Genomic DNA, 24,082 nt, shown 5'->3' with positions numbered 1-24,082 from the left:
TGGAAGCCGCGCCGGCGCACCACGCGTTCAAAATAGACGTCAAGCACCAATCAAATGGGCCTCAGAGCGACGCTTACAGTTCATCCGGCAATAGCGCCAACTGACAGGCAGCCGAGTATCCCTTTATTCCCCCAGGGAGCACAGGTGTGGTCAATGAGGCTCAGAGAACCAACTTCGTAAGTGTCGTCGCTTGTGCCGCAACGAATGCCTGAGCCGGCAAGTCCCCCAGCAGTCCGCGGTGGAACGCAGCTAACCAGGCGTTTCGTCCCGTCGTGATATAATGATAGCTCACGAGCTTGATGAGCTCTGCATGGATATCGGCGACAGAAATGAGGCCAGCCGTGGGTCCCATGTTGCGCATATGTTGTGGTAGCGTCGCCCAAGCGTTCGTACAGGCGCGCTGAAACTGATCACCGAGCACATACTTCAAATGAAAAGCGATACGCTTTTGCACGGACGGTGCATGGTGAGAGCTGGGAATAGCTTCAAATCGGGCCGCCGGATACGGTTGGATGATCCGTATCTCCCAGAGGTCGGAGTTGGCCAGCGTGTCGAAGTAAGGATGAATGAGCCACTCCTCCGGGCTTTCACCTTTATAGGTGCTGCCCTTGACCGATGAGTTGCAGCTCGTGCAGGCCGGAACGAGGTTCGCCGCCATGACCGAAAACTCAGGAAACGTTTCCTTTGGCAGAAAGTGGTCCAGGGCGCCCGTGACCGAAGACCCACACATCGGACAGCTGGCGACCTGCTGGCTGCGCAGGTTCTTGAAGCGAGTCACACTCTTTCGGTTCTCGTAAAGCCTCTGCTGAACCGTGCCCATTGCCGCCGGGAATTTCGAGCCAACGATCGACCACGGATTGCCGCCATGTACTCGATAGGCCTGATAACATGATGCCCACAGGCCAAGGTAATTAGCCCAGGCCGGCTCCGCACAGATCTTGTTGAGGTAAGCATCGTCCTCCGCAGACGATGGAGCGGTTAGCGCTATCATTGCTGTCGCATGCGAAGGAGGTGGGCCACATAAGAGAGTGTTTCTGGATTCAACCTCTCGCCGTGCTCCTGAACAATGCGCTCGATCGTCACTTCGGGGCCGAGACGATTGACCCAATCTACCAGCAAGTCCTGGTAACCGTGGGAGATGTCGCTATCGCCGAATACAAACTGGGAAATGCTGTCAATGCTCGCTCCGAACGTCTGGAGCCTAGGTTGATCGATCGAAATCGCTCTCTCTTTCAGTGATAATATTCGGACACGCTGCCGAGGGACTTCCCTTACGATATAAGCAGAATGTGTCACGATAATTGCCACGGATCTCGTCGCGGCCAGCAGCGTGTGCAGGATCGACATGAAGTCCGAAACATAATTTGGGTGGAGGTGCGTTTCCGGTTCGTCGAACAACAGCATACTGCCTTGTTCGATCGACCCAACGGCCTGGGCCGCAAACCTCAGCATCGCTTGCTCTCCGCTGCTGAGTGTACGGGGCGCTTCGCCCAGACCGAACGTCACCGGCGACCTGGACCAGTCGACCATGCGAACCAACTGCAGTTGACGCTGCTCGTTCAGCGATCTGAACAGGGGAAAATAGGCTCTACCCTGCCAGGTTCTCACGTCGAACAGATCGTGAGGCTCCGATTGATCCCTGAGAGGCAGGTGGATCGTCTTTGAAAAGGACAGGGGGGCTAGCGACCTTTCCAGCATGTTCAGCCGACTCGGTCCGCTAAATGGCATACCTTGGGAGAAAGGCTCAAACTGCCTGTGATCGCGCAAGCAATCGATCAATGCGCCGGTCGATGCATCGGCCCCGGTGTCCGTATTGGCAATCATCGAAAAATACTGATAGTCGACGCCTTCCCAAGGCGGGATCGATCGTGGGTAGGAGTCCGACGCCACAGATGAAAAGACCATCAATCGGCTGAACGTTGGGGCGGTTTCGAAAGCGGTCGAGACTGCTGGCTCGCCGACTTGGGGAGATCGTTGCGAATGGATGAGGCTTAGCAAAAGCTGGGTCTTGCCGGTTCCGTTTCGTCCGATGAGGACCGCGACACGATCACGATTAAGTTCGTCCGATCGAAAGTCGAAATTGATGTCATAGGGATTGTCGGCCGCAAGCAGGTTCGTCGCCATGTGGAAGCTTGTCGCCGCATCAGGGACTGGAGCTTGCGGTTCGGGTCGCAAATAGCGACGCCCGTGGCGGAACGCGACATAGTTCGAGCTGGCCCTTAGCGCGCCCAGGTGAAATCGGTCTGTGTCGAAAAGCGCCAGACGTGCGGTATCCGTGCCCTCTGTCCGAAGAACGACCGCGTCACCGAGCAATCGCAGTGACGTCATAGCGCGCGCGAAGCCAAGCAATTCAATCAGCGAGCCGTATGACTCAATGCTATCGAGAATGCCAACGTAGCTCGCATTCGCAAGCTCGATTGGCACCCAAGGTTGGTGAAGAAGCAGTTGCTTGAAGAAGTCGTCAGTTCGATCGAACCCAGAAACCATAAAATGCATATCGAACGGTACGGGCTGTTGTTGCGGCAGCAGCACCAGAAGGCGCGCGGTGAAATAGTAGGTGAAATCATTCCAGGTACTGTGTTGTGGTATCACCGCGACGGCAGGTCGTGCGATCGGAGCAAGCGCTGCCGTATTCGCGTCGCGCGCGAATATAACGGGAACCGGGGCGTTTGCGGGAATGGGCTCTGCAGTGCTCACGATGCGCGGAACTATAAGGAATGGAGAATCGGGCGACAATCCTCGATCGAGAACTACAGCAATCGCGCTTTGTGGCAACCCACGCTTTCGGATACCGAATAGCTATTTGTCATCCAGTCCGCGAGATTTGCGATAGCTACAAGGTCAAGGGGATGCGTCGAACCTCTGTCGCGTTGACTCTCGCCATTCTGTCGAGTGTGGCGCTGGCCGACGATTTTTGTCGGACAGGCCAGCGTGATCGACGGCGACACCCTGGAAATGCATGGCGTGCGCATCCGGCTTTGGGGCGTCGATGCACCGAAGAGCGGCCAGCTGTGCCGCGGCGAGGACAGCTTACAGTATCGATGTGGTCCGCAGGCCGCGAACGACCTTGACGCCTTCATTGCCCGCCGTCCCGTCAATTGTGTTCCAGTCAGCCTCGACCCATATGGCCGCACGGTGGCGACCTGCTCGGTCGCGGGTAGGATCTCGGTGAATGGCTTGTACGCAACGGCCTTGCGTTGGATTGGCCCCTATACTCGAAGGGCAGGTATCGCGAAGCTCAGCGCGAGGCTGAGCGCACCGGCCAGGGCCTCCGGAAAGGCAGCTACGTCGACCCGTGGCTCTATCGTGCATCCATCCGCGCAAGTGGAAAGCCGTCCGCCTGTTCAGATGATGGAAATGCCCATCCTTGTTGTCATCGCAGCAAGGCGCCAACCCACAAGGCAATTGTTTATCACCGCATTTGCCCCGGTGGCTCTGGCGCGGTTTGGGCGACTCACGCTACCCATCATTCCCAGTCACCTCACTGCACAATGGGAATGAAATGGTTGCAGCCACCCGTGAATTGCCGGTCTCTGGTTACACGCTTGAAGTGGACGGCCGGTTCAAAGCTGAATTTGCAACCAGAGACGGCGCCAGGGCAGGTGGCGAAGAACTGAAGAAGCGTTTTCCCATGCTTCAGATCAGGATCTATGACGCGCAGACGCATGCGCGCGAGGAAATCTAGGTCCGCTGATTCAAGTTTTGGTGGAGTTGCTCGGCCAGAGCGCGTGCGGCGGCCGCCGCACCGGGCTCTCGTTGAACCGAGCAGCTTTGCGTCTCAGCCGGGCGGTGTCGATCCCTCGCGCAAAGGGATGCGGAGCTCCTCGCCGGGGGGCACTCGGAAAAGGGGCTCGCCTGCGGCGATCGCTATCACTGCCCCGTTCCCGGGTGCCGCTATTGAACCGGTCTTGTCGCTGCACTCGGACCCGCGTGCCCCTTCAGGCCGCTATGCTCACGCTCTCCGGGTGCCATTTTCCGTCGCGGCGATGCGCCCCTGGCGCATCGCCTGGTCGGACCTGCGGCCCTGGGTAGTTCAACGTAATTCGACGGACATATGGCATGGCGCTGGTCGCGGCCAGCCGGACGCCATGCGACGTCACCGTATCAAGCATCTTCGTCAAGGATGGCAGATCGAGATCGAGAACCCCCTCCTCGCCTCGATCGCCGTGATTCGATCGAGGAAGCTGCGGATCACCATCAAAAACGATGCAACATTTCTTCGGGTTGCTCTTCGCTTCTCATAAGAAGTGCTTGTGCATTCAGAGTTTGCCGTCCAGGGCGCCAACGCGTCGGAGAAAACAGTTGGGCTGAGTAGGCGCGCAAGGGGCAACGACGATCGACGTCGAGATCTCCAATCTTCGCGCCCGCTCTAGGGATGAACTGCCATTGGTGGGATCGCGTGGTGCCGCCTGGGGTGTAATCGGCGTCCCTTGAGCACACCATGCTATCAAGCGTCATCCGGTGTCTGGTACTCGTCAGGAGTAATCCCATCGAAAAAGAAGCGCACAACGTAGCGATCAAAAGGTCCTAGAGATTTGATCGCCAGTACGGCGTTAATCCCCAAAAACTTGAATCGGTCGAGTGCCCTGAGGAGATCCATGTCAGGATCTTCAAAATTGATGAGACCGGCCGCATGGATCTTCTTCGATATCATGCGCGGTAGGCCGTATTCCTCAAGATGGTAGACTGCACTAGGAAGGAACGCGCGGCTCATCCTGCCTACGAATCCTGAGATATCAACAGCAGGGTTCACGATGATCTTATGAAGCTCATTTGTGTCGCCGAGGAGAGCAGACAACTTAAATGTTACAGTCCTCTCCAGCTTGAAGAACTCCTCTATGCTAATACCGTTTCGCCTCAAGGTCGAAATAATCTGGGACAAATCATCACGCCAATTGTGCGCAATCTCCTTGGTCACATTCACCACGTTAGACCATGCTGTATCCCAACCGCTGGGTTTGAGCCTGAGCACTTTATACAGCATGGAGTCCCACTGGGCAGGATTTGATGAGTTGAGATAGCCGAAGCCCCTCCAATCATCTGGAGCGTCTCTCATATCGTTTGCCAAGCGCAGCAGAAAGTCTGCGTCGCTGTCCTGCAGAACATTGTCCTTCTTGAGACGTGCGAATTGTTCCTCGCCAATGATGTCGGACATTTGGGTTCTGTACTCGACGATCCTTTCAATTTGACGATCTGTCAGCTGGTCTGCATCGCCATCTTCGTCGAGAGTTCCCAGCATCTTATCTGGGAACGAGATTTCGAGTTGGGCATCTTCCGATTTTGGCGGCGCATCTAACAGAAAGATGTTGCCGACGAAGTACTTGAACATGCGCCCGCCGCGGCCAATAATATTCTTGTATGTAAAATCCTTGAGGTTGGTGCTGCCAAGCTTACTGCGCCATACGATCACATTCTGAGCAGAAGTGTTGACGCCCTCAATGATAGAAGACGTGGAGACAATGCTGTCAAAGCCGTCCTCATACTCAAACAGCCTGATCTGCAGCTGGCTCAGGCACCTGTGCATGCTGCCATTGTGAACTCCGACGGCCCGCTCGACCAGATCGGCCAAGAGCCAGTCTTCTTCGTAATTTTCCCTCAGCCACTTGGCGAACGCTGAGGTGTATATCCGATCTACGGCTGGCAGGTTCTTGATGACAAGGTCGGCAATTTTTCGGATTTCACCGTAAGTACCAGCGTAGACGAGTGTTTTTTCATCGCCCGGAGAAATCAGCTCAATCAACTTCGCGCCCTTTTTGGCGGCGTCTCCTCCAAATTCCTTGTACGGTTCTTGGATATTCAAGTACACGGTATTGAAATTGAGGAGTTCAACAAACTCCATGTCGCGCGTGAACGCATTATCGTTGAGTTTCTTGATGTTCGGTGCAAGGTAGTATCGCTGGCTTGCCTTCTTCGAAAGTTTCAAGATCGCTTTTACCAGAGAGGAGGCGCGCTCGGGATCGTGCTCTTGGCTCGCCTTGTAGAATTCATCTACGACGAGAAGGTCGATGGTTTTAAGGGACGCCAGGTATCCGAAGGCGCGCTCCTGCGGAAAGATGAGGATGTTCTTAGGTCCGAGCCGCGTATCCGGTGCCGTTATGATCGTGTAGTGTTCGGAGAATTTCTTGAACAGTCGCCTTCGTGTTTCGTCCATGAGCGCAATTGTCGGAACGATGATCACCACCGTGTCCGGATGCTTCGCGGCTATAAACGCGTCAATGATAAAGCTCTTTCCGAAGCTCGTTGGGGCGCTTACCGCGACGCTCCTCCCGTTCAGAAGTCTGGCAAGGACAGAGGATTGCTCTCGGTGTAGGGTTGCCAATCGGCGGCCAACGTCAACCTCGAATGCGTGATGTACGTATTTCTGGTCCCACGACGCGTTCTCAAGCTGCAGGTAGGGAAACAGGCCCGTCGCGCGGATCATCTGGTTCACCAACTGCGGGTAGGGCGTCTTGGCCCGATCCAAGTCTGCCAGCAGCTGTATCAACAGATTTCTGGCAGCCAGCTCATTCTGGATCGATAGCAGCCCGTTAATCTCCTGACAGGTCTCAAAAATTTCCATCATTTCTGTCCTTTGTAGAAGGCGACGGCGTGGACAAACGCGTCAACGATCTTCTTCTTGCTTGGAACCGGAAAGAGTATGATGTGGAAGTTGAGATCATCGTATTTGTGAACTGAGCTGGATTTTGCGAGCTGCTTTGAAAAGTAAGATTCAGCGCGTTCCTTGTGAAAGGCGGCCAACTCCGTCTTGTAGGTCTCCGATAACTCGCTGGCAGCGGCCGTCGTGAGGCATTCGTGTAATAGAAGGATCGGTATATGAATCTTCGCCTTCAGCTTGTCGATCGACTCGCGGTTGCTCAAAGCGGCTTTGATCTTCTCTCGAAGGCGTGCGGGGATCGGCAGTCCATCCAGGTCCGAGACGCTGGTGATGATCGCGTTTTCTTTCTTCAGCTTATCGGTCGATAGTGAGTTCAAGACGGAGGTCACGACTGCATCGAGCCGAGCATCAGCTATGGAGTTGTAGAATTTCGCTTCGCCGAACCACAGTGTGAAGTCGTCGCCCTTCACTACAATGTGTACGCTGTCTGCTCCCTTGGCGTTGTCCTGAACATTCTGTTTGTAAAATATCTTCGGAACGACAGGCAGAGCGCCAAAACGATGGCGCATTAGGCCATACAAGAACACTTCGGCTATTTCGCTTCCCTGACCCACCTCGTCCTTGTCAGTCAATCTGAGGTTCTGAGCCGCTGCTATGAGGCTGCTGTGACTCTGATCCACAAGTGCGGATCGCTCTCTTTGGGACAATGCGGTTTCAGCTATATTGTCCCAGAGGTAACTCTGGAATTTGAGATACCGCCACTCGGTGTCTTCGAAGTCGTTAATTAAACTAAGCACGCGCTTGTTGACCAAAGTGGTGAGCTGAGACACGGAAGTGATGCCGGCAAGGGCGTCATCAATAAGGATTTCGAATGACAAGCCGGTCATCGCTATAATTCCCCCCAAAAACTTACACATATTTCAGATTCGTACAGGTTCCTACTGCACATTCGTAGGTAGAGGGGGGATGCTGGTGCATTTGCCCGGCTATTTTATCCGAAAAGGTAACCGGTCTCGTCGCTGTACTCGGCCACGCGTGCCGGCTTCGGGGTCGCTTTGCTCACGCTCCTGCAGGTGCCCTTTTCTGCTGGGGCGACCTTGCCGCCCGCATGGTCGGGCCTGCGGCCGTGGCACCTCAATGCCAACTCCCATGAAGAATCGCACGAAGGGCCAAGCCCACTCGCAGATTCACATTCTCACTTAGAGGCTGAGCGTCAGAGTGTCGCGCGGTTGGCCGTGACGCGTTACAGGCCGCGAGAGAGGCTCGTGGCGCCCGTCCGGAGATCCGCGATGTCCAGACATGATCCTCTGGCGCAGCACCGGTGAGGACCGGACATGCCCATATGACGAGATCACCAACAAGACCATCCCCGGAACTGGAGGTGGCCGAGTGCCATGGGGCAGCCTTGGCGCACTGCGGCGGCGAATGCTATGGCCGGTCTGGCGCGCGTGCTTCGCTCCGGCATGGAGGGCGAACGCTGCTTTGGAAGGCACGGATACAGGTCGCCAGCAGAGGCCTTGCCCCGCTCATGCATTCCTACGCGATGGAGAGCCGCAGAATGAGAGCGGGTGGAGTTCACCGGGAAGAGCAAAGCGGCCAGGCTGATCACCTGACCTTGCCCTCTGGGATTTGGGCTCAACTAAGGCCGATGGCTGTAGAAGAGAGGTCGTCCTGCCAACACCCATGGGGCAACTGGTTATCTCAATGTACCCGATGGCCCCGATCGCGCGCTGCTCATCTGGCGAGCCCCCCTAGCGCGCGTGGCCGTAGCTAGAAAAGCTTCATCTTGTGCCACGCATGCGCAGGATTTCGGCTTGTAACAGACCACATCGGTCAAATTCCGTTCCCTCAGCAGAATACAAGCTGCGGGATAGCCTTAATAGCTAAGCCCCGGTCGGGGACAGGCCGGGCTTCCAACGACGGGAGAAGGTGCATTGACTTCCGAGGTGTTCATCACCTGTGCGGTTAAGGGAAGCACAGGGCGCACTGGTGCTCAAAAGTCGTTTCGGTTTACTCGAGTAACAAGGATGAGCCGGTGATGACATCGTCCACATCTTCCGGCATCGATGCTGTCACCGTCTTGGTCCATGGGTCCGAAGTTGCGCGCCGCGTCCATGAGCGCTTTCCGACCGTGCGCGTCTTGAGCGCCAAAGATACTGCGTCGCTGGAATCCCAGGTGGCGGATGCTGATATCATTGTTGGCTCCGGGATTGATTTTCCTCCCCAGGTCCTGGACAAGGCCCGTCGGCTACGCTGGTTCCAGTCGACCTCGGCGGGCATCGACGCGATTCTGCCGACTTGCAACCGTATCCGCGATCTCATCGTCACCAATGCTCGCGGCGTCCATGGTGATTCCATCGCGGATTTTGTCATGACGGGCATTGGCATGATGCACTGGGACTTCCCCCGCTTCATGCAGGAGCAGTCTCGCAAGGAATGGTACACACGTCCGGTGCCGCCGATTTCGCAGAAGACGCTCGGCGTGGTCGGCCTCGGCTCGATCGGAGCTGCCATCGCCCGCCGCGGCAAAGGTGCGGGGATGACAGTGCTCGGCACGAAGCGCGATGTCAGCGCGCCAGTGGAGGGCGTCGACAGGCTCCTCCCGCCCAATGGCCTTGCAGAGCTTTTGCAACTCTCCGACTTCGTTGTGCTTGCTGTTCCTCTCGTTCCCGAAACGACCAGGCTAATTGGCCGTGAACAGCTTCGTCTAATGCGGCGCAGTGCCTTTCTGGTTAACATTGCTCGAGGGGCGGTGGTTGCGGAGAGCGAGCTCGTGGAGGAGTTGCGAGCAGGCACCATAGCGGGGGCTCTTCTCGATGTGTTCGAGCAGGAGCCGCTCCCGGCCAACAGTCCGCTCTGGACGATGCCTAATGTACTCGTCGCCCCCCACATCTCCGGGTATCCGAGCGACTATTCCGCGCGCCTGTTCGAGATATTCGCCGCTAACCTGCAACGGTTTATCGATAAGAAGCCATTGCAAAATGTAATCGACCTGACGCGAGGGTACTGACTGGACAATTTCCGGCGAGTGCTCGCTCTTCATTTCGCCTATTGATCAGGCTGCGGCTTGATCTCAGAGGGTCTCGCGTGGGGAGTTCCTCCCCAATACTGCGGGCCACTCCTTCGGGAGTGGCTCTTTTTTTGTGCTCTCTCCGCCGGCCGATGAGCACCATCGAGTGAGAGTGGTTGCGGCAGAATACGCAGCCAAATATCAGAGAATTTGCTCACCTGCTCGCGCTGGTTCAATCCTCGGCTTCGGCGATCCCGTTGTTAAGATGGCCCGCCCGCTCTCCCCGACCTGTCCCGCTTGGGTGGTCTCCTGGCATCAAACTGAGAGCGGCGCGGCAATAACTTCGTAGGTTACCGAAGATACGCAGGATTTCTGCCTGTCATCTGACTTTATCGATCAAAACAAGATCGCGGGGCGAAGTACACATCCCGCAGACAAAACTTGTCGCTGCCCGTGTTCAAGCTGAATGATTCAGCGGCGGTAGAGGGTGGAATGGTTTCGGAGGCAGTCATCACCTGTGCGGTTGCGGGAGGTAGGTTTGCGGTCGATTGGAGTCCGCATCCGCCGCTGACGCAGGAGCAGAGAACAGAGTCGGCATCAACACGGCTCGGGCTGGCGCCACCGCTGTGCGCATCCATGTCCGTCAGCACAGGCGCGGCTGGCGACCAATGCCGGATTGGGCGACTGGGCGGTGCAGGGTGTCTTGGGCCGAGCCCGAGCTGCGTGCGCAAAAAGGCGGCGCTCTGCGTCCGTCGTGAGGTGAAGACTCATGTCTGAGAGGCGGCTGCGAACAGTCGGACTGTTAGGGGGCGGCTTGATCGGTGGCGGCTGGGCTGCGCGCTTTGTTCTTAACGGGATAGACGTGCGGCTACACGATCCCGCGCTTGGTGCACTGGAGCGCGTACAGCAGCAGTTGGAGAACGCGCGGCGGGCATATCGGCGATTGACGCGAGTCGCGCTGCCACCTGAGGGGCGTCTGTCGGTTGAGGATTCGATTGCCGAGGCGGTGCGGGGCGCCGATCTCGTGCAGGAGTCGGCGCCGGAGCGGTTGGATCTCAAGCAGCAACTCCTCGGGGCTGCCAGCCGAGCGGCCGCGCCGGAGACGCTGATCTGCTCGTCCACCTCAGGTCTTCGCCCGTCCTTGCTGCAGGTTGAGATGGATCGGCCGGAGCGTTTTCTTGTCGCACACCCCTTCAATCCAGTCTACATGCTGCCGCTGGTCGAACTGTGTGGTGGAGAGAGAACGGCACCCGAGGCGCTGGAGCGGGCGGCGGAGATCTACCGGGGAGTCGGAATGCACCCGCTCGTGGTGCGCAAAGAGGTAGACGGCTTCATCGCAAACCGGCTCCAGGAGGCAATGTGGCGCGAGGCGCTCTGGCTGGTGCACGATGATCTAGCCACGGTGCAGGAGGTCGATGACGCTATCCGCTACTCCTTCGGGCTGCGCCGGGCGATTGTGGGCCCCTTCCGCATTGCAGGCGGCGGAGGCGGCATGCGCCGCTTCATGCAGCAATGGGGGCCCATGCTGAAGCGGCCGTGGTCGAAGCTCACTAAGGTGCCAGAGCTCACGGACGCTTTCCTCGACAAGCTTGCCAAGCAAGCAGACGATCGAGGTGAGAAGCTTAGCGGCCTCGAGATCGAACAGAAACGCGATGACTGCTACGTGGCCCTTCTTCAGGGACTGCGTTCACAGGGCTATGGCGCGGGCGAGACGGTTGCCCTTTGGGAGCAAGGCCTACGGGAGGCCAACTTCCAAATCGACGATGGCTGCGGACCACTGCGGATGCCGCCGGCCCAAATGCCCTCTGACTGGCTCGACAGTAACGGACACGTCAATGAGAGCCGTTACCTCCAGCTCTTCAGTGAAGCCACAGGCACTCTGGAACGTTATGTCGGCGTAGACAGCGAGTACCGGTCAAAGTGCGGTGCTTTCTACACGGTCGAGACCCACTTATTCCACCTGGGGGAGTTGCGCGCCGGCGACCGTGCCCAGGTTCTCACGCAGGTGCTCGGTGCACAGGACAAGCGCCTTCATGTCTTTCACGTTCTTACCCGTGAGGCGGACGACAAGCCGGTTGCGATGGCGGAACAGATGCTGATTCATGTCGACGCCAGCAGCCGGCGTAGCGCGCCCGTGCGGGGTAAGGTTCGCGAGCGGTTGCTAGAACTCGCCGAACGGCACGCCAAGTTGCCTCGTCCCGAGCGCGTCGGCGCCAGCATCCGGCAGCGTTGAGATAGAAGCTGGAATTGCTAACCGAAAGAAATCGATGGATATCGCGTTCACAGATGACGAGCGGGCTTTCCGCGAAGAGATACGTCAGCTCTTGCGAGACAACATGCCGCCGAGGTTGCGGCGCAAGTTGGCTGAAGGGCGAAAGCTGTCGAAAGACGAAAAGGCCGCCGGGGTGCGCGTCCTCTACAAGAAGGGCGTGCCCACCTGGCCAAAGGAGTACGGGGGGGCGGGCTGGACCCCGGTTCAATATTACATCTTCACAGAGGAGGTGCGGGCGTTTCCCGGCTGGACACAGTTTGGCTACGGCGAGTCTCTGGTCGGTCCCGTAATCTACACCTTCGGCAATGAGGCCCAGAAGAAGTACTACCTGCCGCGTATCGCCAACGCTGAGGACTGGTGGTGTCAAGGTTTCTCAGAGCCAGGCGCCGGCTCAGACCTTGCCTCGCTCAGAACGCGGGCAGTACGTGACGGCAACCACTATATCGTCAACGGTCAGAAGACCTGGACGACCTGGGCGCAATACGCTGATTGGATCTTCTGCTTGGTGAGGACAAATCCCGAAGCGAAGAAACAGCAGGGTATCTCTTTTCTCCTGGTCGATGTGAAGACCCCTGGTGTGACAGTGCGCCCTATCGAGCTGATCAGCGGTGGTCACGAAGTCAACGAAATTTTCTTCGACAATGTTCGTGTTCCGATCGAGAACTTGGTCGGCGAAGAGAACAAGGGCTGGGACTACGCTAAGTTTCTTCTCGCCAACGAGCGGTTTTCGGATGCCGGCGTAACCTCTTCAAAGGAAAGCATCGGTCGCATCAAGAAGCTTGCCGCACGGTCCTGCGCCGGCGGGGAGCCGATCATAGACCAAGGCTCGTTTCGCGAGAAGATCGCCGCCCTCGAAGTCCAGCTGAAGGCGCTCGAAATGACGCAGCTTCGGGTATTAGCGAACGCCTCGAGGCAGCAGAAGAGTGCGCAGGATCCTGCAAGCTCCATCCTAAAGCTCAAGGGCGCCGAAATCGAGCAGGCGATTGCGGAGTTACTGATGGACGTGGCCGGTCCTTACACGCTTCCTTATCTGTCCGAAGACCAACTCGAAGGTAACGAGCCGCCGATTGGCCCCGACTGGGCTGCAACGATCGCGCCCGGCTACTTCTACAGCCGCGCGGCGTCAATCTATTCGGGCTCCAGAGAAATCCAGAAAAACATCATCGCAAAAGCAATCCTCGGTCTGTGATGCTCGAACGAGATTGGCGAGGCGCCCCTCATTCAGGAGATTTTTGATCATGAACTTTGACCTATCGGAGGAACAACAGCTCCTCAAAAACAGCGTAGAGCGACTGTTGGCCGACAGCTACGGCTTTGAGAAGCGCCGCACTTATCAGACGGACGCAAAAGGCTATAGTGACGCAATGTGGGCACGGTACGCAGAAATCGGGCTGCTTGCATTGCCATTTTCTGACCATCATGGCGGCTTCGACGGCGGCGCCGTCGAGACGATGATTGCGATGGAGGCGTTCGGGAAGTCGCTGATCCTCGAGCCTTATCTCGCAACGGTTGTCCTTGCCGGCGGGCTACTTCGGCTTGGGGGGAGCGAAGCACAAAAGGCCGACCTGATCCCCGGTATCGCGGAAGGCCGATTGAAGCTCGCCTTCGCATATGCCGAGCCGCAATCGCGCTACGATCTGTTCGACGTCGAGACGCAGGCGAAAAAAGACGGCGGCGAATGGATACTGAATGGCACAAAGTGCCTCGTCCTGCACGGCGATACTGCCGATAAGATCGTCGTCTCTGCGCGCACTTCCGGAGATACACGCGAGAGGAATGGGATCGGCCTCTTCATTGTTGACGCCGACGCGCCGGGCATTAGCCGCCGTGGCTATCCGACACAGGATGGTCTGCGTGCGGCCGAAATCATCCTCGAGAATGTACGCATCAAGAATGTTGATGTCATTGGGGATCCAGAAGGCGCGTTTCCAATCATCACCCGGGTGGCGGACGAGGCGGTCGCAGCGCTCTGCGCGGAAGCTGTCGGCTGTTTTGAAACAATGCAGCAGATCACGCTCGACTACCTGAAAGCCCGTGAGCAGTTCGGCAAGAAGATCGGTAGTTTCCAGGTGCTGCAGCATCGTGCCGTCGACATGTTTGTCGAATTGGAGCAGTCGCGCTCGATGGCCATGTATGCCGCGATGATGGCGGGTGAGGATGACGCCATCGAGCGCGAGCGTGCCGTTTCCGCGGCGAAGGTCCAGATCGGCCGATCTGCGAAGGCAATCGGCCATGAATCGATCCAGCTCCATGGTGGCATTGGAATGACCATGGAGTACAGCATCGGCCACTATTTCAAGCATGTGACCATGCTCGACATGCTTTTTGGCGATGCCGACCATCACCTGAAGCGGCTTGCCGGCCTTGGAGGGCTCATTAAGGGGCAGGTCAATTGAAGAACAAGCTCGGTCGAATTCGAATGTCATCTTTAGCTCTCGCGTCTGCGTCGTCACACCTTCCGGTCGGGCGGGCTGCGCCGCTCCGCATCGAGCACAATTGGGAGGAGGACCGAAAATGCCTCAAGCTCATTTCGCTGGCGATGCCGCGCAACGGGGCTGATCGATGAGCAAGCTCGAGCGTCTTCTGCGGCCTAAATCGATCGCCGTGTTTGGTGGTAAGCAGGCAGCCACTGTCGTCGCGCAATCGATCAAGATGGGTTTTGCTGGAGAGATCTGGCCAGTCCACCCCACCAAAGACGAGGTTGCCGACCGGAAAGCCTACCGTTCCGTGGCCGAGCTACCCGGATCGCCGGATGCTGCTTGGGTCGGCGTCAACCGGCACCTCACCATAGAGGTGATCAGGGCGCTGGCTGAGCGGAATGCCGGAGGTGCTGTTTGTTTTGCCGCCGGTTTTCTTGAGACGAAAGCCGATGACGCAGACGGCGAGAGGCTGCAGGCCGAACTGGTCGCCGCCGCCGGCCAAATGCCGATCATCGGCCCCAACTGCTATGGCTTGATCAATTACGCCGACGGCGCGCTTTTATGGCCAGACCAGCATGGTGGAGTCCGACTTGCCGAGGGTGGACTTGGCGTCGCCATCATCACGCAGTCCTCCAGCATCGCCATCAGCATGACGATGCAAAAGCGCGGTTTGCCCATTGCCTTTCTGATGACAGCTGGCAATCAGGCGCAGACCGGGCTTTCCGAAATTGCGCACGGCCTCATCGAGGATACGCGCGTGACCGCACTTGGCCTGCACATCGAAGGCTTCGACTCAGTGGCCGGTTTCGAAAGACTGGCGGCACGCGCGCGAGAGTTGAGAAAGCCGATCATCGCTATGAAGGCTGGCCATTCCGAGCAGGCCCGGCAGGCGACAATCTCGCATACGGCTTCGCTTGCTGGTTCCGACGCTGCATCCGGTGCGTTCCTGAAACGGCTCGGAATCGCCCGGGTCGATTCCCTTCCCACTTTCATTGAGACGCTAAAACTGTTGCATGTCACCGGACCATTGCCGGGATATCGACTATCGTCGATGAGTTACTCCGGGGGCGAAGCTTCAATAATCGCCGACACCGCGGAAGGTCGCGTCGTGCGCTTCCCTGGCCTCACTGAGGAACACCGCGCACGTGTTCGATCAACGCTCAGTCCCCTGGTGGCGGTGGCCAACCCTCTCGACTACAACACATTCACCTGGAACAACGAGCCGGCGTTGACAACGACCTTCACTGCAATGGTGTCGGGCGGCTTCGATCTCAATATGGCGGTGCTCGACTTCCAGCGCCCCGACCGCTGTTCGAACGCTGCTCCTTATTGGACCATCGTGCGCGCATTCGAAGCCGCGCTGAAGAGCAACAAGGCGAATGGAGCAATCGTCACCTCGCTGCACGAGAACATGCCTGAAGACTACGCGTTAGAACTGATGGCGCGGGGGATCACACCACTGTTCGGCGTTGCGGAAGCATTGGATGCGGCCCAATCGGCCGCTTTCATTGGCTCTGCTTGGCGTCAGCCAGAGACACAACCGGTCAACACTGCCGGTTCTGGCACACGCGCAGTCGGCCGTATTGCGCTCGATGAAGCAGCGGCGAAGGCGCGGCTGATCCAGGCCGGACTGCCAGTGCCTGAAGGCATGCGCGCCGCCAGCGCAGCCGAGGCGGTGACCTCATCCCACGCGCTTGGTTTCCCAGTGGCGCTGAAGGCGCTCGGTGTCAGCCACAAATCTGAGGTCGGAGCCGTGCGACTCAACCTCAGGGACGCTGAAGCCATCAACAACGCGGCACGTGATCTGCTGCCTCTAGCCAAAGAGCTTTATGTTGAACGCATGGTGCGCGATGGTGTCGCCGAGCTCATCGTCGGATTCACTCGCGATCCAATCTTCGGCGCGGTGATGACGTTGGGCTCAGGCGGCGTGTTGGTCGAGCTTTTGCGCGATAGTGCCACTCTGATGCTTCCGGCAAAAGACAGTAACATCGAGGCAGCGTTGCGCGGCCTTAAGCTTTACCCATTGCTCGAAGGGTACCGGGGGCGGCCCAGGGCCGACGTGACAGCGGCAATCGGGGCCATAGCGGGCATCGCTGCCTTCGTGCAGCAGAATGCCGAGATCGAGGAACTCGATATCAACCCGCTGATCGTTTGTGCCGAAGGCAAGGGGGCCTGGATCGCGGATGCGTTGCTTGTATACGGAGAAGACAAGAATGTCTGAAGCGATCAGGATCCATCGCGAAGGCGCAATTCTCGAAGTTACCATGGACCGGCCCAAGGCTAACGCAATCAATCCCAAGACGTCGCGGCTGATGGGCGAAACCTTCAAGGCGTTTCGCGACAATCCGGATTTGCGCGTCGCCGTTCTCAAGACCGCCGGTAACAAGTTCTTTTGCGCCGGGATGGACCTGAAGGCGAGGTCGGAGGGCGAGACGGCCGATGGCGACTGGGGCATCGGCGGATTCGGCGGACTGCAGGAACTGCGCGGCCTCAACAAACCTGTGATCGCCTGCGTCAATGGTATGGCGGTGGGTGGCGGCTTCGAGTTGGCGCTTTCCTGCGACCTGATCTACGCCTCAGATCATTCCTCCTTTGCGCTGCCGGAGATCCGCGCAGGAACGTTGGCGGATGCAGCATCGGTCAGGCTGCCGAGACGCCTGCCCTATCACATTGCAATGGAGCTTCTCTTCACCGGGCGCTGGATGTATGTTGCTGAGGCGCATCGCTGGGGTTTGGTGAACGAGGTGCTTCCGAAGGAAAAACTCGAAGAACGGGTCTGGGAGGTCGCACGCCTGCTCGCCAACGGGCCGCCCTTGGTCTTTGCGGCGATCAAAGAAGCGGCGCGTGTCTCTGAATCGCTCTCATTTCAGGACGCTATGAACCGGTTGACACGCCGTCAGCTTGCGACCGTCGACGTACTCTATGGGTCGGAGGACAGCCTTGAAGGTGCTCGGGCCTTTGCCGAAAAGCGCGCCCCCGTTTGGAAGGGCAGATAGTGCGGGCCGGCCAACGCGATGTTTCGAACCATCTAATCACGTGAAAGTCCGATGGATTTCATCCAGCGGCGCGACCCAGCGTAAACTCCCGATGCGAGAGAAGGAACAATTAATGACAATTTATCAAATTGGCAAGCTCAACCGGGACGAGGCCAAAGCTATGAGCGCTTTTCGTGGGCCAGGTCAGATTCGCCAAGTTGCGTGCATTGGTACGGGAATCATTGGCGGCGGATTCGTTGCGCACTTTCTGGCGCGTGGGCTCGACGTCCTCGTGTGGGATCCGGCGCCAGACGCCAAAGATCGCCTCGATGAACTGCTCAAGACGGCTTGGCCGACCCAGGAGCGCCTCGGCGCGCGTGCCGAGGATCGCGGCAGTCTGGCCTGGGCGAAGACAGCGGCGGAGGCGGTGACTGCCGCCGATTTCGTACAAGAGAGTGCTCCCGAACGGCTGGAGCTAAAACGAAAACTCTATGCGGAGATCGAACCGCTGGTGCCTGCCCATGCGGTCATCGCCACATCCACCTCCGGGTTCACCATCGCCGACCTACAGGCAGAAGGCTCGCGATCGCCGCGCGTCGTCATCGGACACCCGTTCAACCCCCCTTATCTCATTCCGCTGGTTGAGGTCGCCGGCGCAGCGCACACCAGCAAGGCGGCGCTCGCCGCTGCTGAGGCATTCTATCAGTCAATTGGGAAAATCGTTGTTCGCATGGATCACGAGATCCCTGGCTTCATCGCCAACCATCTGCAGGCGGCGCTGGAGCGGGAGGCAATGCACCTGGTTGCTGAGGGCCATGCAACACCCCAGCAGATCGATGCCGCAGTTGTGCATGGTCTCGCCCCACGCTGGAGCGCAATTGGCCCCTGCATGGTGCGCAACATGGGAAATCCCGCCGGTATCGGCGCCTATTTCGAGCGCTTCTACCAGGGCAGCGAGCCCTCTCTGTCTCACGTTAAACCGCCGGAGTTCACGCCTGAATTCATCCGGGCTATGGAGGAAGGGTGCCGCGCCATGTCCGCTGACCGCAGCCGGACCGAACTTGCGGCGGCCCGCGACAAGATGGTGATCGAGGTACTCCTAGCGCAGCGCCGGGCCGGACTGTCGACACACGGCGTCTGAAGCGATCACACCCATCGATGGACGCTTTTTGCGGGGCACAGGCGCCGTCAGGATAAGCCACTACCGGCAGAAAACCTCGCATAGTTGGGCCGGCGCCCCACTGATCGCATGGAAGAGTATCAACACAGGAGTTTTCAAATGTCAGAGAAAGTTATCATCACGTGTGCCGTGACCGGCGGCAATTCTGCCGTCGTTGCGAAACATCCCAAGATTCCGATCACGCCTTCGCAAATCGCGGATGCGGCGCTGGACGCAGCGAAGGCCGGGGCCGCGGTCGTCCACATTCATGTCCGCGACCCAGACACCGGAGCGCCATCGAACCGGTTCGACCTCTATGAACAGGTCGTCAAGAAGCTTCGTGATGCATCGACTGACGTCATCATCAACTTGACCAGCGGAATGGATGGCGAGCTCGTGCTCGATTCCATCGAGCCGCCAAAGATTGGCGAAACAAGTACCCTTAAAACCCCCTTAGGGCGCTGTCTTCACGCCGTCAAACTTCAGCCAGAGATCAGCAGCTTGGATTGCGGCACGATGGCTTTCGGGGAACGCATTTTCGTCGCGCGCATGTCGGATCTGCGTGAGCTTGCCAAGCTTATGCGAGAAGCCGGCGTCAAACCCGAGCTTGAATGCTTCGATCTCGGCCATATTGAAACGGCCAAGAGGCTCATATCAGAACAGCTGATCGAGGCGCCGCCTCTTTTCCAGTTCTGTCTCAGCACGGGCTATGGTGCGCCGGGCGTTCCGATCGCTCTCCAGGCGATGCGAGAGATTCTCCCTCCGGGCGCCGTCTGGGGTGGATTCGGCTGCGGCCCGGACGAAATGCGAATGGTCGGACAGCTGGTCACCATGGGCGGCCACGTCAGAGTAGGACTAGAGGATAACATTTATCTTCGACGTGGCGTCCTCGCCTCCAACGCCGAACTCGTCGAAAATGCGGTTGGGATTATCGAGCGCATGGGCGCCAGCGTCGCCACACCCGCTGAGGCGCGGGCAATTCTTGGTCTCAAGAAGCGCGGCTGAACCTACTAGATCCGGCATGGCTTGTGCCATGCCGGATCTGAGGCCGCTGGAAACGCGAGTCGTCCGTTACAATCTTCGCAGGGCGGGTGCATGCTGCAGTCGCAGCAAATTCAGCCGGAGCGGTCGCGTTAGCCTGCGTGCTCGACGCCTTGATTGCTGGCACATGGCGCTCGCCACAACGCATCCAGAGATTTTCAAAGATATCAACAAAGCTCCAGGCTGCTTTCGGCGAGCAGATCGGCCGAGCGCATCGCGCGACGAATGGACCGTGTCAGATCGACTAAGACCACAATTGATCCGGTAAGAGGCTGGCCAGTCTGCTCGGCTCGTAAAGGGGCCCTTGCCTCGAACAATGACGTCGCTGCCACCATGTTCCTGCCCCGCGTTGGATAGATCGCCTGCAAGATCGACTTTAATCTGGCGGCGATCATCACGGCGGGGAGGCACTATGAGCCGCCGTATGTCGTGCCCCTTGCAATGAGAATGACCCTCTGAGGATCTGTAGGGCGCGTACCCCATTGCTTTGTGCGTTTGATCGGCCGCGAGGGGACCATCTTTCGTATCCGGCAAGAGAAAGCGCCGGCGCGCAGAACTGCCGCACCAAAGCAGAATCGATGCAGTTATTCATCCACCATTTCGCCTAATGTGCATCAGTTTTACGCCCGAAGTTATGCCGGCGAAGGGAGCACATCGTCATGGACAACAAACGTCCAGAGTCGCAAGGGCAGTCGAGGAGCATAAATTCGGCTCCCGATGAAAAGTCTGAAATTCGATCGCCGGGACATTCTGCGGGCTGCAGCCGCGTCTATGGCTGTTCCGGCCATCGCCAATCCACGCCTGCCTTTGCCAAGGATAAGCTCGCCGGTTCCGGCCAAGTCGTCGCATTCTCATATGGCGGTCTTTTTACTCAGGGAATTCGCAAATACGTCTACGACCCGTTTGCGGAAGCAACCGGGATCAAGGTGATCGACGTGATTGCTGATGTTTCCGACCCTCAGGTCAAGGCGATGAACCAGGCGGGGCGGGTCGATTGGGACACGGCTTTCTTGCAAGCGGCCGTTTTTCCCCCCATGGACGACGCTGGCATGTTCGTACCCATCGACTACAGCCTGTGGGATTCTGAATCCCTAGAGGGGACACCCGAATCGGTCCGTCTCAAGACGGCGGTCCCGGTGTTCGCATCGGCGCAGTTGCTCGTTTACGATAAGCGGGCGCTTGGGGATCATGGGCCAAGAAACTGGGCTGACTTCTGGAATGTCAAAGCTTTCGCGGGTCCGCGTGGTCTCACGGGCCTGGCAGCAACCGCAAGAATCGACATGGTGATCGCCCTGCTGGCCGATGGGGTTGCGAAATCGGACGTCTGGCCGCTGACCGATGACAAGATCGATAGGGCGCTCAAGAAGCTCGACGAAATCAAGCCGCACGTCGCGAAGTGGTGGACAGCGGGCAGCGAGCCAAATCAGTTGCTGATCAACCGAGAAGTCGTAATGACAAGTTGCTTCGACGGTCGAACCATCAGCTCAATTCGTCAAGGGGCACCCGTTCAGATGGCTTGGGATGGCGCATACGTGAGTTACACGTATGGGGTCGTGCTGAAGGGTGGACCGAACTCCGAAAACGCGCAGAAGCTGATTGCCTTCCTGAATCGAGCCGCTGTTGCTGCGGGCTTTACCCTGGGTACCGGGTACCCCGGACCAAATACAAATCAGCTGAAGCATTTGCCTTCTGATCTCGTTCCGCTGCTCAGCATCAATCCGGAGAATGCCTCGAAGGTGCTCCACGAGGATTCGGCGTGGGTTGCCGCCAAGCGCCCTGATGGCAAGACCAATCTAGAACACATCGGGGAACGCTGGCTGGCATGGCGGGTCCAGTGATCTCGGCGAGGGGCAGGTTCACGACGGCAGCCTAGGCTTCCTGCGTTCTTATCTGTCGCTGTTCGAGAGCATCTCATTCCGGTATCCAGGCTTGGGCGCGTCCCTCCTGGTGTTTCGCCTCGGATGCTAAAGCGAGCATACGCCACGTTCGGTACAATTCTTTAATAGAGCGCTCGCGCGCATGACGGAGGCAAATATGGATGACGCAAGTCGCCCGGATCGACTCGAACAGATCCATCAGCAGACAGTATTCGTCGACATACATGCCCATCCGAGCGGCTTCTGCTGGCCCGGTGTGCCGCGCATCGCGTCCGACGAACTCGATCGATATCGCTCGAGTCTCATGGACCTTGTCGTCTGCAGCCTCGTCGGCGACGCGACATATAGCTGCGTGAAGCGCGATGAATCCGGCCAATACCCGCCCGGATCCGGAGCGGCCTTTCGCGGCCGGTACCGTCCAAAGCGCGGGGAGCCTTTTGCACTCGACCTTGATCGCCTGTCGGCGATCCTGAAGACAATCAAGGACGGCGACGCTGTCCTGGCGGAAAGCCCGGCAGCCGTGCGAGCGGCCAAGCGTGAAGGGAAGCTTGCGTTGCTGCCGGCTCTCGAGGGGGCGGACAGCCTGGAAGGGCTCATGGACAACTTGCATGAGTTCCATCGCCGCGGCTTGCGCCTCCTGCAATTGGTCCATATGCGCGCGAACGAAGTCGGGCACGTCCAGACCTTTCCTTACTCACCCGGAGGCCTGACGCCTTTTGGGCGTGAGGTCGTTCGCGCGTGCAATGAGCTTGGGATCGTCATCGACCTGGCGCATGCCAATACCGAGACGATCATGGACACCCTCGCGCTCTCTTCGCACCCCGTGATATGCAGCCACACTGGCGTTCAGAGCCTCTACAATGGGCAAGAACAGATTGGCTTCGATCGCTTCCTCACGGACGAAGAGATCCGGGCTATCGCCGCTAACGGCGGCGTCATCGGCATCATTCTCGTCCGAGAGTGGATGCCTCGCTTGAGCGACCTCATGCGCCACTGCAATCACATCAGGCGGCTCGTGGGCATTGATCACTTCGGTATCGGCAGCGACCTTATCCGCGAGGTAGGACGTACCTCGCAACCGGAATACATGGTCGAGTTCGGTGAAGACGCGAACTTTCGCGCCATCGCCAATGGCTTGTTGGGTGAGGGCTACTCGGTTGAGGAAGTCGGAAAGGTGATGGGCGGCAACTTCTTCCGCGTCTGGGAGCAGGTGGCGGAGCCGCGCACTGATCGCTCAATCTCATAGTCAGAGCAGCGGGCAGAGGCTGGGACTGCGGTGCCCGGCATGCGCCGTCTTTATCGCGCGTGCGGCGCGTTCGAACTCAGCGCCGCGCCGCCTCGATGCTCTCGACTAACAAACGCAATCGCCCACGCGGGACGCAGCCGCGTCAATAGTGTCAGCAATCATTGCTTTTGCAATCTTTCTGTCCCCCGCACGACGGCGAGTTCGGCCGCTGGTTGCGCGTCGTAGTGTCGTAGTTACTAGCAAGGCCAAAAGACACTGCATCTGTAGAGTTGGTGGCGCACCGCTGACAGTTGGCGCAGGCGAGGTGCAGTAGTGACGCGGTGTCAGGGCACTTTTGCGGCACTGCGTCGTTAAGCTGCTCAAAACACGGATGTGCGTTCGAAATGACACGATGGCGATGAAAGGTAGGTGAAAATCCGCGCGACGTTCGGAATAGCAATTCCTGGAAGTTGATCAGCTCCTCTCGGTTTTTCGCATGTCGAATGTCGAGCACTCACGAAAGGTACGAACAAAAATGAGCAAGCAGATTCCTTGTAGCCCAGCCCGTTGGGCTGGCGATTTGTTGAATGTGGCGGGCCAATTGGGTACGGCGCCGGGAGGGCTCGTCACCGCCGCCGGTGACCGGGCAGCGCAAGTTGCTGCACAGACCCGGCAGGCACTAAAGAATTTACTGCAGATCGTTGAGGCGAATGGGCTCAACGCCGCAGACATTGTCAAGGCAACCGTTTATTTGGTGAAGTGGAGCGATTACGGGGCCATGCACGCGGAATACACAAAAGTGTTCCCCTCCTCGTCGGACGATAATCCGCCGGCTCGGATGACTATGGCGGTGCATGAGTTGTGGAATGGTGCTCTCGTCGAAATCGATTGCTGGGCTTACCGGAAGAAGGCGTGACGACAACTCCCGCCTCGATTGTAGTCACTAGGTGGGCAGCTGGACGGATCGGCCGCGCGTGTGTCGTCGCGGCCAATCTAGCCGGCCACACATGCATCCAGCAGGCTAAGCAAAACCATCGTGGCACCAGCAGGTTCGGCGGTCGGTGATCCGCTGAGTTGCCAACACTTCATTTCTTCGGGGTCGCGAGATTCGTGACTTCCTCGTCAAGACACGGGAAGAGGGCATTTGCAACTCCGTTGCAACTCTTGGGCGACATGCAGCACCGCATTTGCTGGTCGATGTGGCGAAGCAGGCTACGTTGCTATGACGTGGCAAGTCGAGGTGGGTGACCAGGGTCGCTGAGCGAAGCGGCCCCGACGCTTCTTGTCTGCCCATGAACTTATGGGGCGCGCCGTGCAACACCTCCGGGAAGGGCGGCCTGACGGCCGCGCTGCTGATGCAATTGGCGGTCTCGTCGCCTTTTGCATTTGAATCCTGCAAACGGCAGCGCGAGCGCAGAATTCCAGCATCGAAGGCGGATCAACGCGGCGTTTCATCTTAAATTGTCCATACTGTCCCCGCGGATCGAACGGGACCCCGGTCTTACGCC

17 protein-coding genes are annotated in these 24,082 nt (G+C 58.3%); 13 read left to right on the top strand and 4 right to left on the bottom strand.

The window, feature by feature from the left end; translation table 11 throughout:
• Positions 1–160: 160 nt before the first annotated feature.
• Positions 161–991, bottom strand: coding sequence for a hypothetical protein (locus AC0L3J_RS31835; RefSeq protein ID WP_473349672.1), 831 nt, complete (start codon positions 989–991; stop codon positions 161–163).
• Complete coding sequence (locus AC0L3J_RS31830) at positions 988–2,697, bottom strand: AAA family ATPase (protein WP_473349671.1); 1,710 nt, start codon at positions 2,695–2,697, stop codon at positions 988–990. The genes AC0L3J_RS31835 and AC0L3J_RS31830 overlap by 4 nt, the downstream gene beginning before the upstream one ends.
• 234 nt (positions 2,698–2,931) lie before the next feature.
• Here AC0L3J_RS31830 and AC0L3J_RS31825 point away from each other — a divergent pair, with 234 nt between their 5' ends.
• On the top strand, positions 2,932–3,501 hold the full coding sequence (locus AC0L3J_RS31825; protein WP_473349670.1) for a thermonuclease family protein: 570 nt from the start codon (positions 2,932–2,934) through the stop codon (positions 3,499–3,501).
• 1 nt (position 3,502) lies between these two features.
• Positions 3,503–3,685, top strand: coding sequence for a hypothetical protein (locus AC0L3J_RS31820; protein WP_473349669.1), 183 nt, complete (start codon positions 3,503–3,505; stop codon positions 3,683–3,685).
• 762 nt (positions 3,686–4,447) lie between these two features.
• Here AC0L3J_RS31820 and AC0L3J_RS31815 read toward each other — a convergent pair.
• A complete protein-coding gene (locus tag AC0L3J_RS31815; protein WP_473349668.1) occupies positions 4,448–6,562 on the bottom strand; it encodes a DEAD/DEAH box helicase in 2,115 nt (704 codons plus the stop codon).
• Complete coding sequence (locus tag AC0L3J_RS31810; protein WP_275174573.1) at positions 6,559–7,482, bottom strand: HamA C-terminal domain-containing protein; 924 nt, start codon at positions 7,480–7,482, stop codon at positions 6,559–6,561. The genes AC0L3J_RS31815 and AC0L3J_RS31810 overlap by 4 nt, the downstream gene beginning before the upstream one ends.
• Before the next feature lie 1,151 nt (positions 7,483–8,633).
• On the opposite strand from AC0L3J_RS31810, the gene AC0L3J_RS31805 reads away from it, so the two are divergent.
• The 11 genes from AC0L3J_RS31805 to AC0L3J_RS31755 all read left to right on the top strand — a co-directional run bounded on the left by AC0L3J_RS31805 (position 8,634) and on the right by AC0L3J_RS31755 (position 23,490).
• A complete protein-coding gene (locus AC0L3J_RS31805) occupies positions 8,634–9,605 on the top strand; it encodes a D-2-hydroxyacid dehydrogenase (RefSeq protein ID WP_473349667.1) in 972 nt (323 codons plus the stop codon).
• A gap of 769 nt (positions 9,606–10,374) precedes the next feature.
• Entirely contained in the window at positions 10,375–11,838 is a 1,464-nt protein-coding gene (locus AC0L3J_RS31800; RefSeq protein WP_473349666.1) for a 3-hydroxyacyl-CoA dehydrogenase NAD-binding domain-containing protein, read from the top strand.
• A 34-nt stretch (positions 11,839–11,872) separates the two neighbouring features.
• Entirely contained in the window at positions 11,873–13,066 is a 1,194-nt protein-coding gene (locus AC0L3J_RS31795) for an acyl-CoA dehydrogenase family protein (protein ID WP_473349665.1), read from the top strand.
• A gap of 49 nt (positions 13,067–13,115) precedes the next feature.
• Complete coding sequence (locus tag AC0L3J_RS31790; protein ID WP_473349664.1) at positions 13,116–14,273, top strand: acyl-CoA dehydrogenase family protein; 1,158 nt, start codon at positions 13,116–13,118, stop codon at positions 14,271–14,273.
• Positions 14,274–14,439: 166 nt separating this feature from the next.
• Positions 14,440–16,518 carry an acetate--CoA ligase family protein gene (locus tag AC0L3J_RS31785; protein WP_473349663.1) on the top strand — a complete coding sequence of 693 codons (2,079 nt, stop codon included), beginning with the start codon at positions 14,440–14,442 and terminating at the stop codon, positions 16,516–16,518.
• Positions 16,511–17,293, top strand: a complete 783-nt coding sequence (locus AC0L3J_RS31780; RefSeq protein ID WP_473349662.1) for a carnitinyl-CoA dehydratase — start codon at positions 16,511–16,513, stop codon at positions 17,291–17,293. The genes AC0L3J_RS31785 and AC0L3J_RS31780 overlap by 8 nt, the downstream gene beginning before the upstream one ends.
• Positions 17,294–17,405: 112 nt before the next feature.
• Positions 17,406–18,413: a 3-hydroxyacyl-CoA dehydrogenase NAD-binding domain-containing protein gene (locus AC0L3J_RS31775; protein WP_473349661.1), complete on the top strand. Its 1,008-nt coding sequence runs from the start codon at positions 17,406–17,408 to the stop codon at positions 18,411–18,413.
• Between the two features lie 138 nt (positions 18,414–18,551).
• The gene (locus tag AC0L3J_RS31770) at positions 18,552–19,436 is read left to right on the top strand and encodes a beta-keto acid cleavage family enzyme (protein ID WP_473349660.1); all 885 of its coding nucleotides are present in this window, start codon (positions 18,552–18,554) and stop codon (positions 19,434–19,436) included.
• Positions 19,437–20,131: 695 nt separating this feature from the next.
• Positions 20,132–21,310, top strand: a complete 1,179-nt coding sequence (locus AC0L3J_RS31765; RefSeq protein WP_473349659.1) for an ABC transporter substrate-binding protein — start codon at positions 20,132–20,134, stop codon at positions 21,308–21,310.
• Between the two features lie 196 nt (positions 21,311–21,506).
• The gene (locus AC0L3J_RS31760; RefSeq protein WP_473349658.1) at positions 21,507–22,595 is read left to right on the top strand and encodes a dipeptidase; all 1,089 of its coding nucleotides are present in this window, start codon (positions 21,507–21,509) and stop codon (positions 22,593–22,595) included.
• Positions 22,596–23,109: 514 nt separating this feature from the next.
• The gene (locus AC0L3J_RS31755; protein ID WP_473349657.1) at positions 23,110–23,490 is read left to right on the top strand and encodes a RidA family protein; all 381 of its coding nucleotides are present in this window, start codon (positions 23,110–23,112) and stop codon (positions 23,488–23,490) included.
• The last annotated feature ends 592 nt before the right edge of the window (positions 23,491–24,082 follow it).

The organism is Bradyrhizobium sp. Kon37 (assembly GCF_055807535.1).
The sequence above is the reverse complement of the archived record's forward strand: the minus strand, read 5'-3'. Positions and strand labels throughout refer to the sequence as shown.

Coding starts and splice junctions, on each gene's coding strand:
- AC0L3J_RS31835 (WP_473349672.1), bottom strand. CDS start 991: ATGATAGCGCTAACCGCTCCATCGTCTGCGGAGGACGATGCTTACCTC.
- AC0L3J_RS31820 (WP_473349669.1), top strand. CDS start 3,503: ATGGTTGCAGCCACCCGTGAATTGCCGGTCTCTGGTTACACGCTTGAA.
- AC0L3J_RS31815 (WP_473349668.1), bottom strand. CDS start 6,562: ATGATGGAAATTTTTGAGACCTGTCAGGAGATTAACGGGCTGCTATCG.
- AC0L3J_RS31810 (WP_275174573.1), bottom strand. CDS start 7,482: ATGACCGGCTTGTCATTCGAAATCCTTATTGATGACGCCCTTGCCGGC.
- AC0L3J_RS31805 (WP_473349667.1), top strand. CDS start 8,634: ATGACATCGTCCACATCTTCCGGCATCGATGCTGTCACCGTCTTGGTC.
- AC0L3J_RS31800 (WP_473349666.1), top strand. CDS start 10,375: ATGTCTGAGAGGCGGCTGCGAACAGTCGGACTGTTAGGGGGCGGCTTG.
- AC0L3J_RS31795 (WP_473349665.1), top strand. CDS start 11,873: ATGGATATCGCGTTCACAGATGACGAGCGGGCTTTCCGCGAAGAGATA.
- AC0L3J_RS31790 (WP_473349664.1), top strand. CDS start 13,116: ATGAACTTTGACCTATCGGAGGAACAACAGCTCCTCAAAAACAGCGTA.
- AC0L3J_RS31785 (WP_473349663.1), top strand. CDS start 14,440: ATGAGCAAGCTCGAGCGTCTTCTGCGGCCTAAATCGATCGCCGTGTTT.
- AC0L3J_RS31780 (WP_473349662.1), top strand. CDS start 16,511: ATGTCTGAAGCGATCAGGATCCATCGCGAAGGCGCAATTCTCGAAGTT.
- AC0L3J_RS31775 (WP_473349661.1), top strand. CDS start 17,406: ATGACAATTTATCAAATTGGCAAGCTCAACCGGGACGAGGCCAAAGCT.
- AC0L3J_RS31770 (WP_473349660.1), top strand. CDS start 18,552: ATGTCAGAGAAAGTTATCATCACGTGTGCCGTGACCGGCGGCAATTCT.
- AC0L3J_RS31765 (WP_473349659.1), top strand. CDS start 20,132: ATGGACAACAAACGTCCAGAGTCGCAAGGGCAGTCGAGGAGCATAAAT.
- AC0L3J_RS31760 (WP_473349658.1), top strand. CDS start 21,507: ATGGATGACGCAAGTCGCCCGGATCGACTCGAACAGATCCATCAGCAG.
- AC0L3J_RS31755 (WP_473349657.1), top strand. CDS start 23,110: ATGAGCAAGCAGATTCCTTGTAGCCCAGCCCGTTGGGCTGGCGATTTG.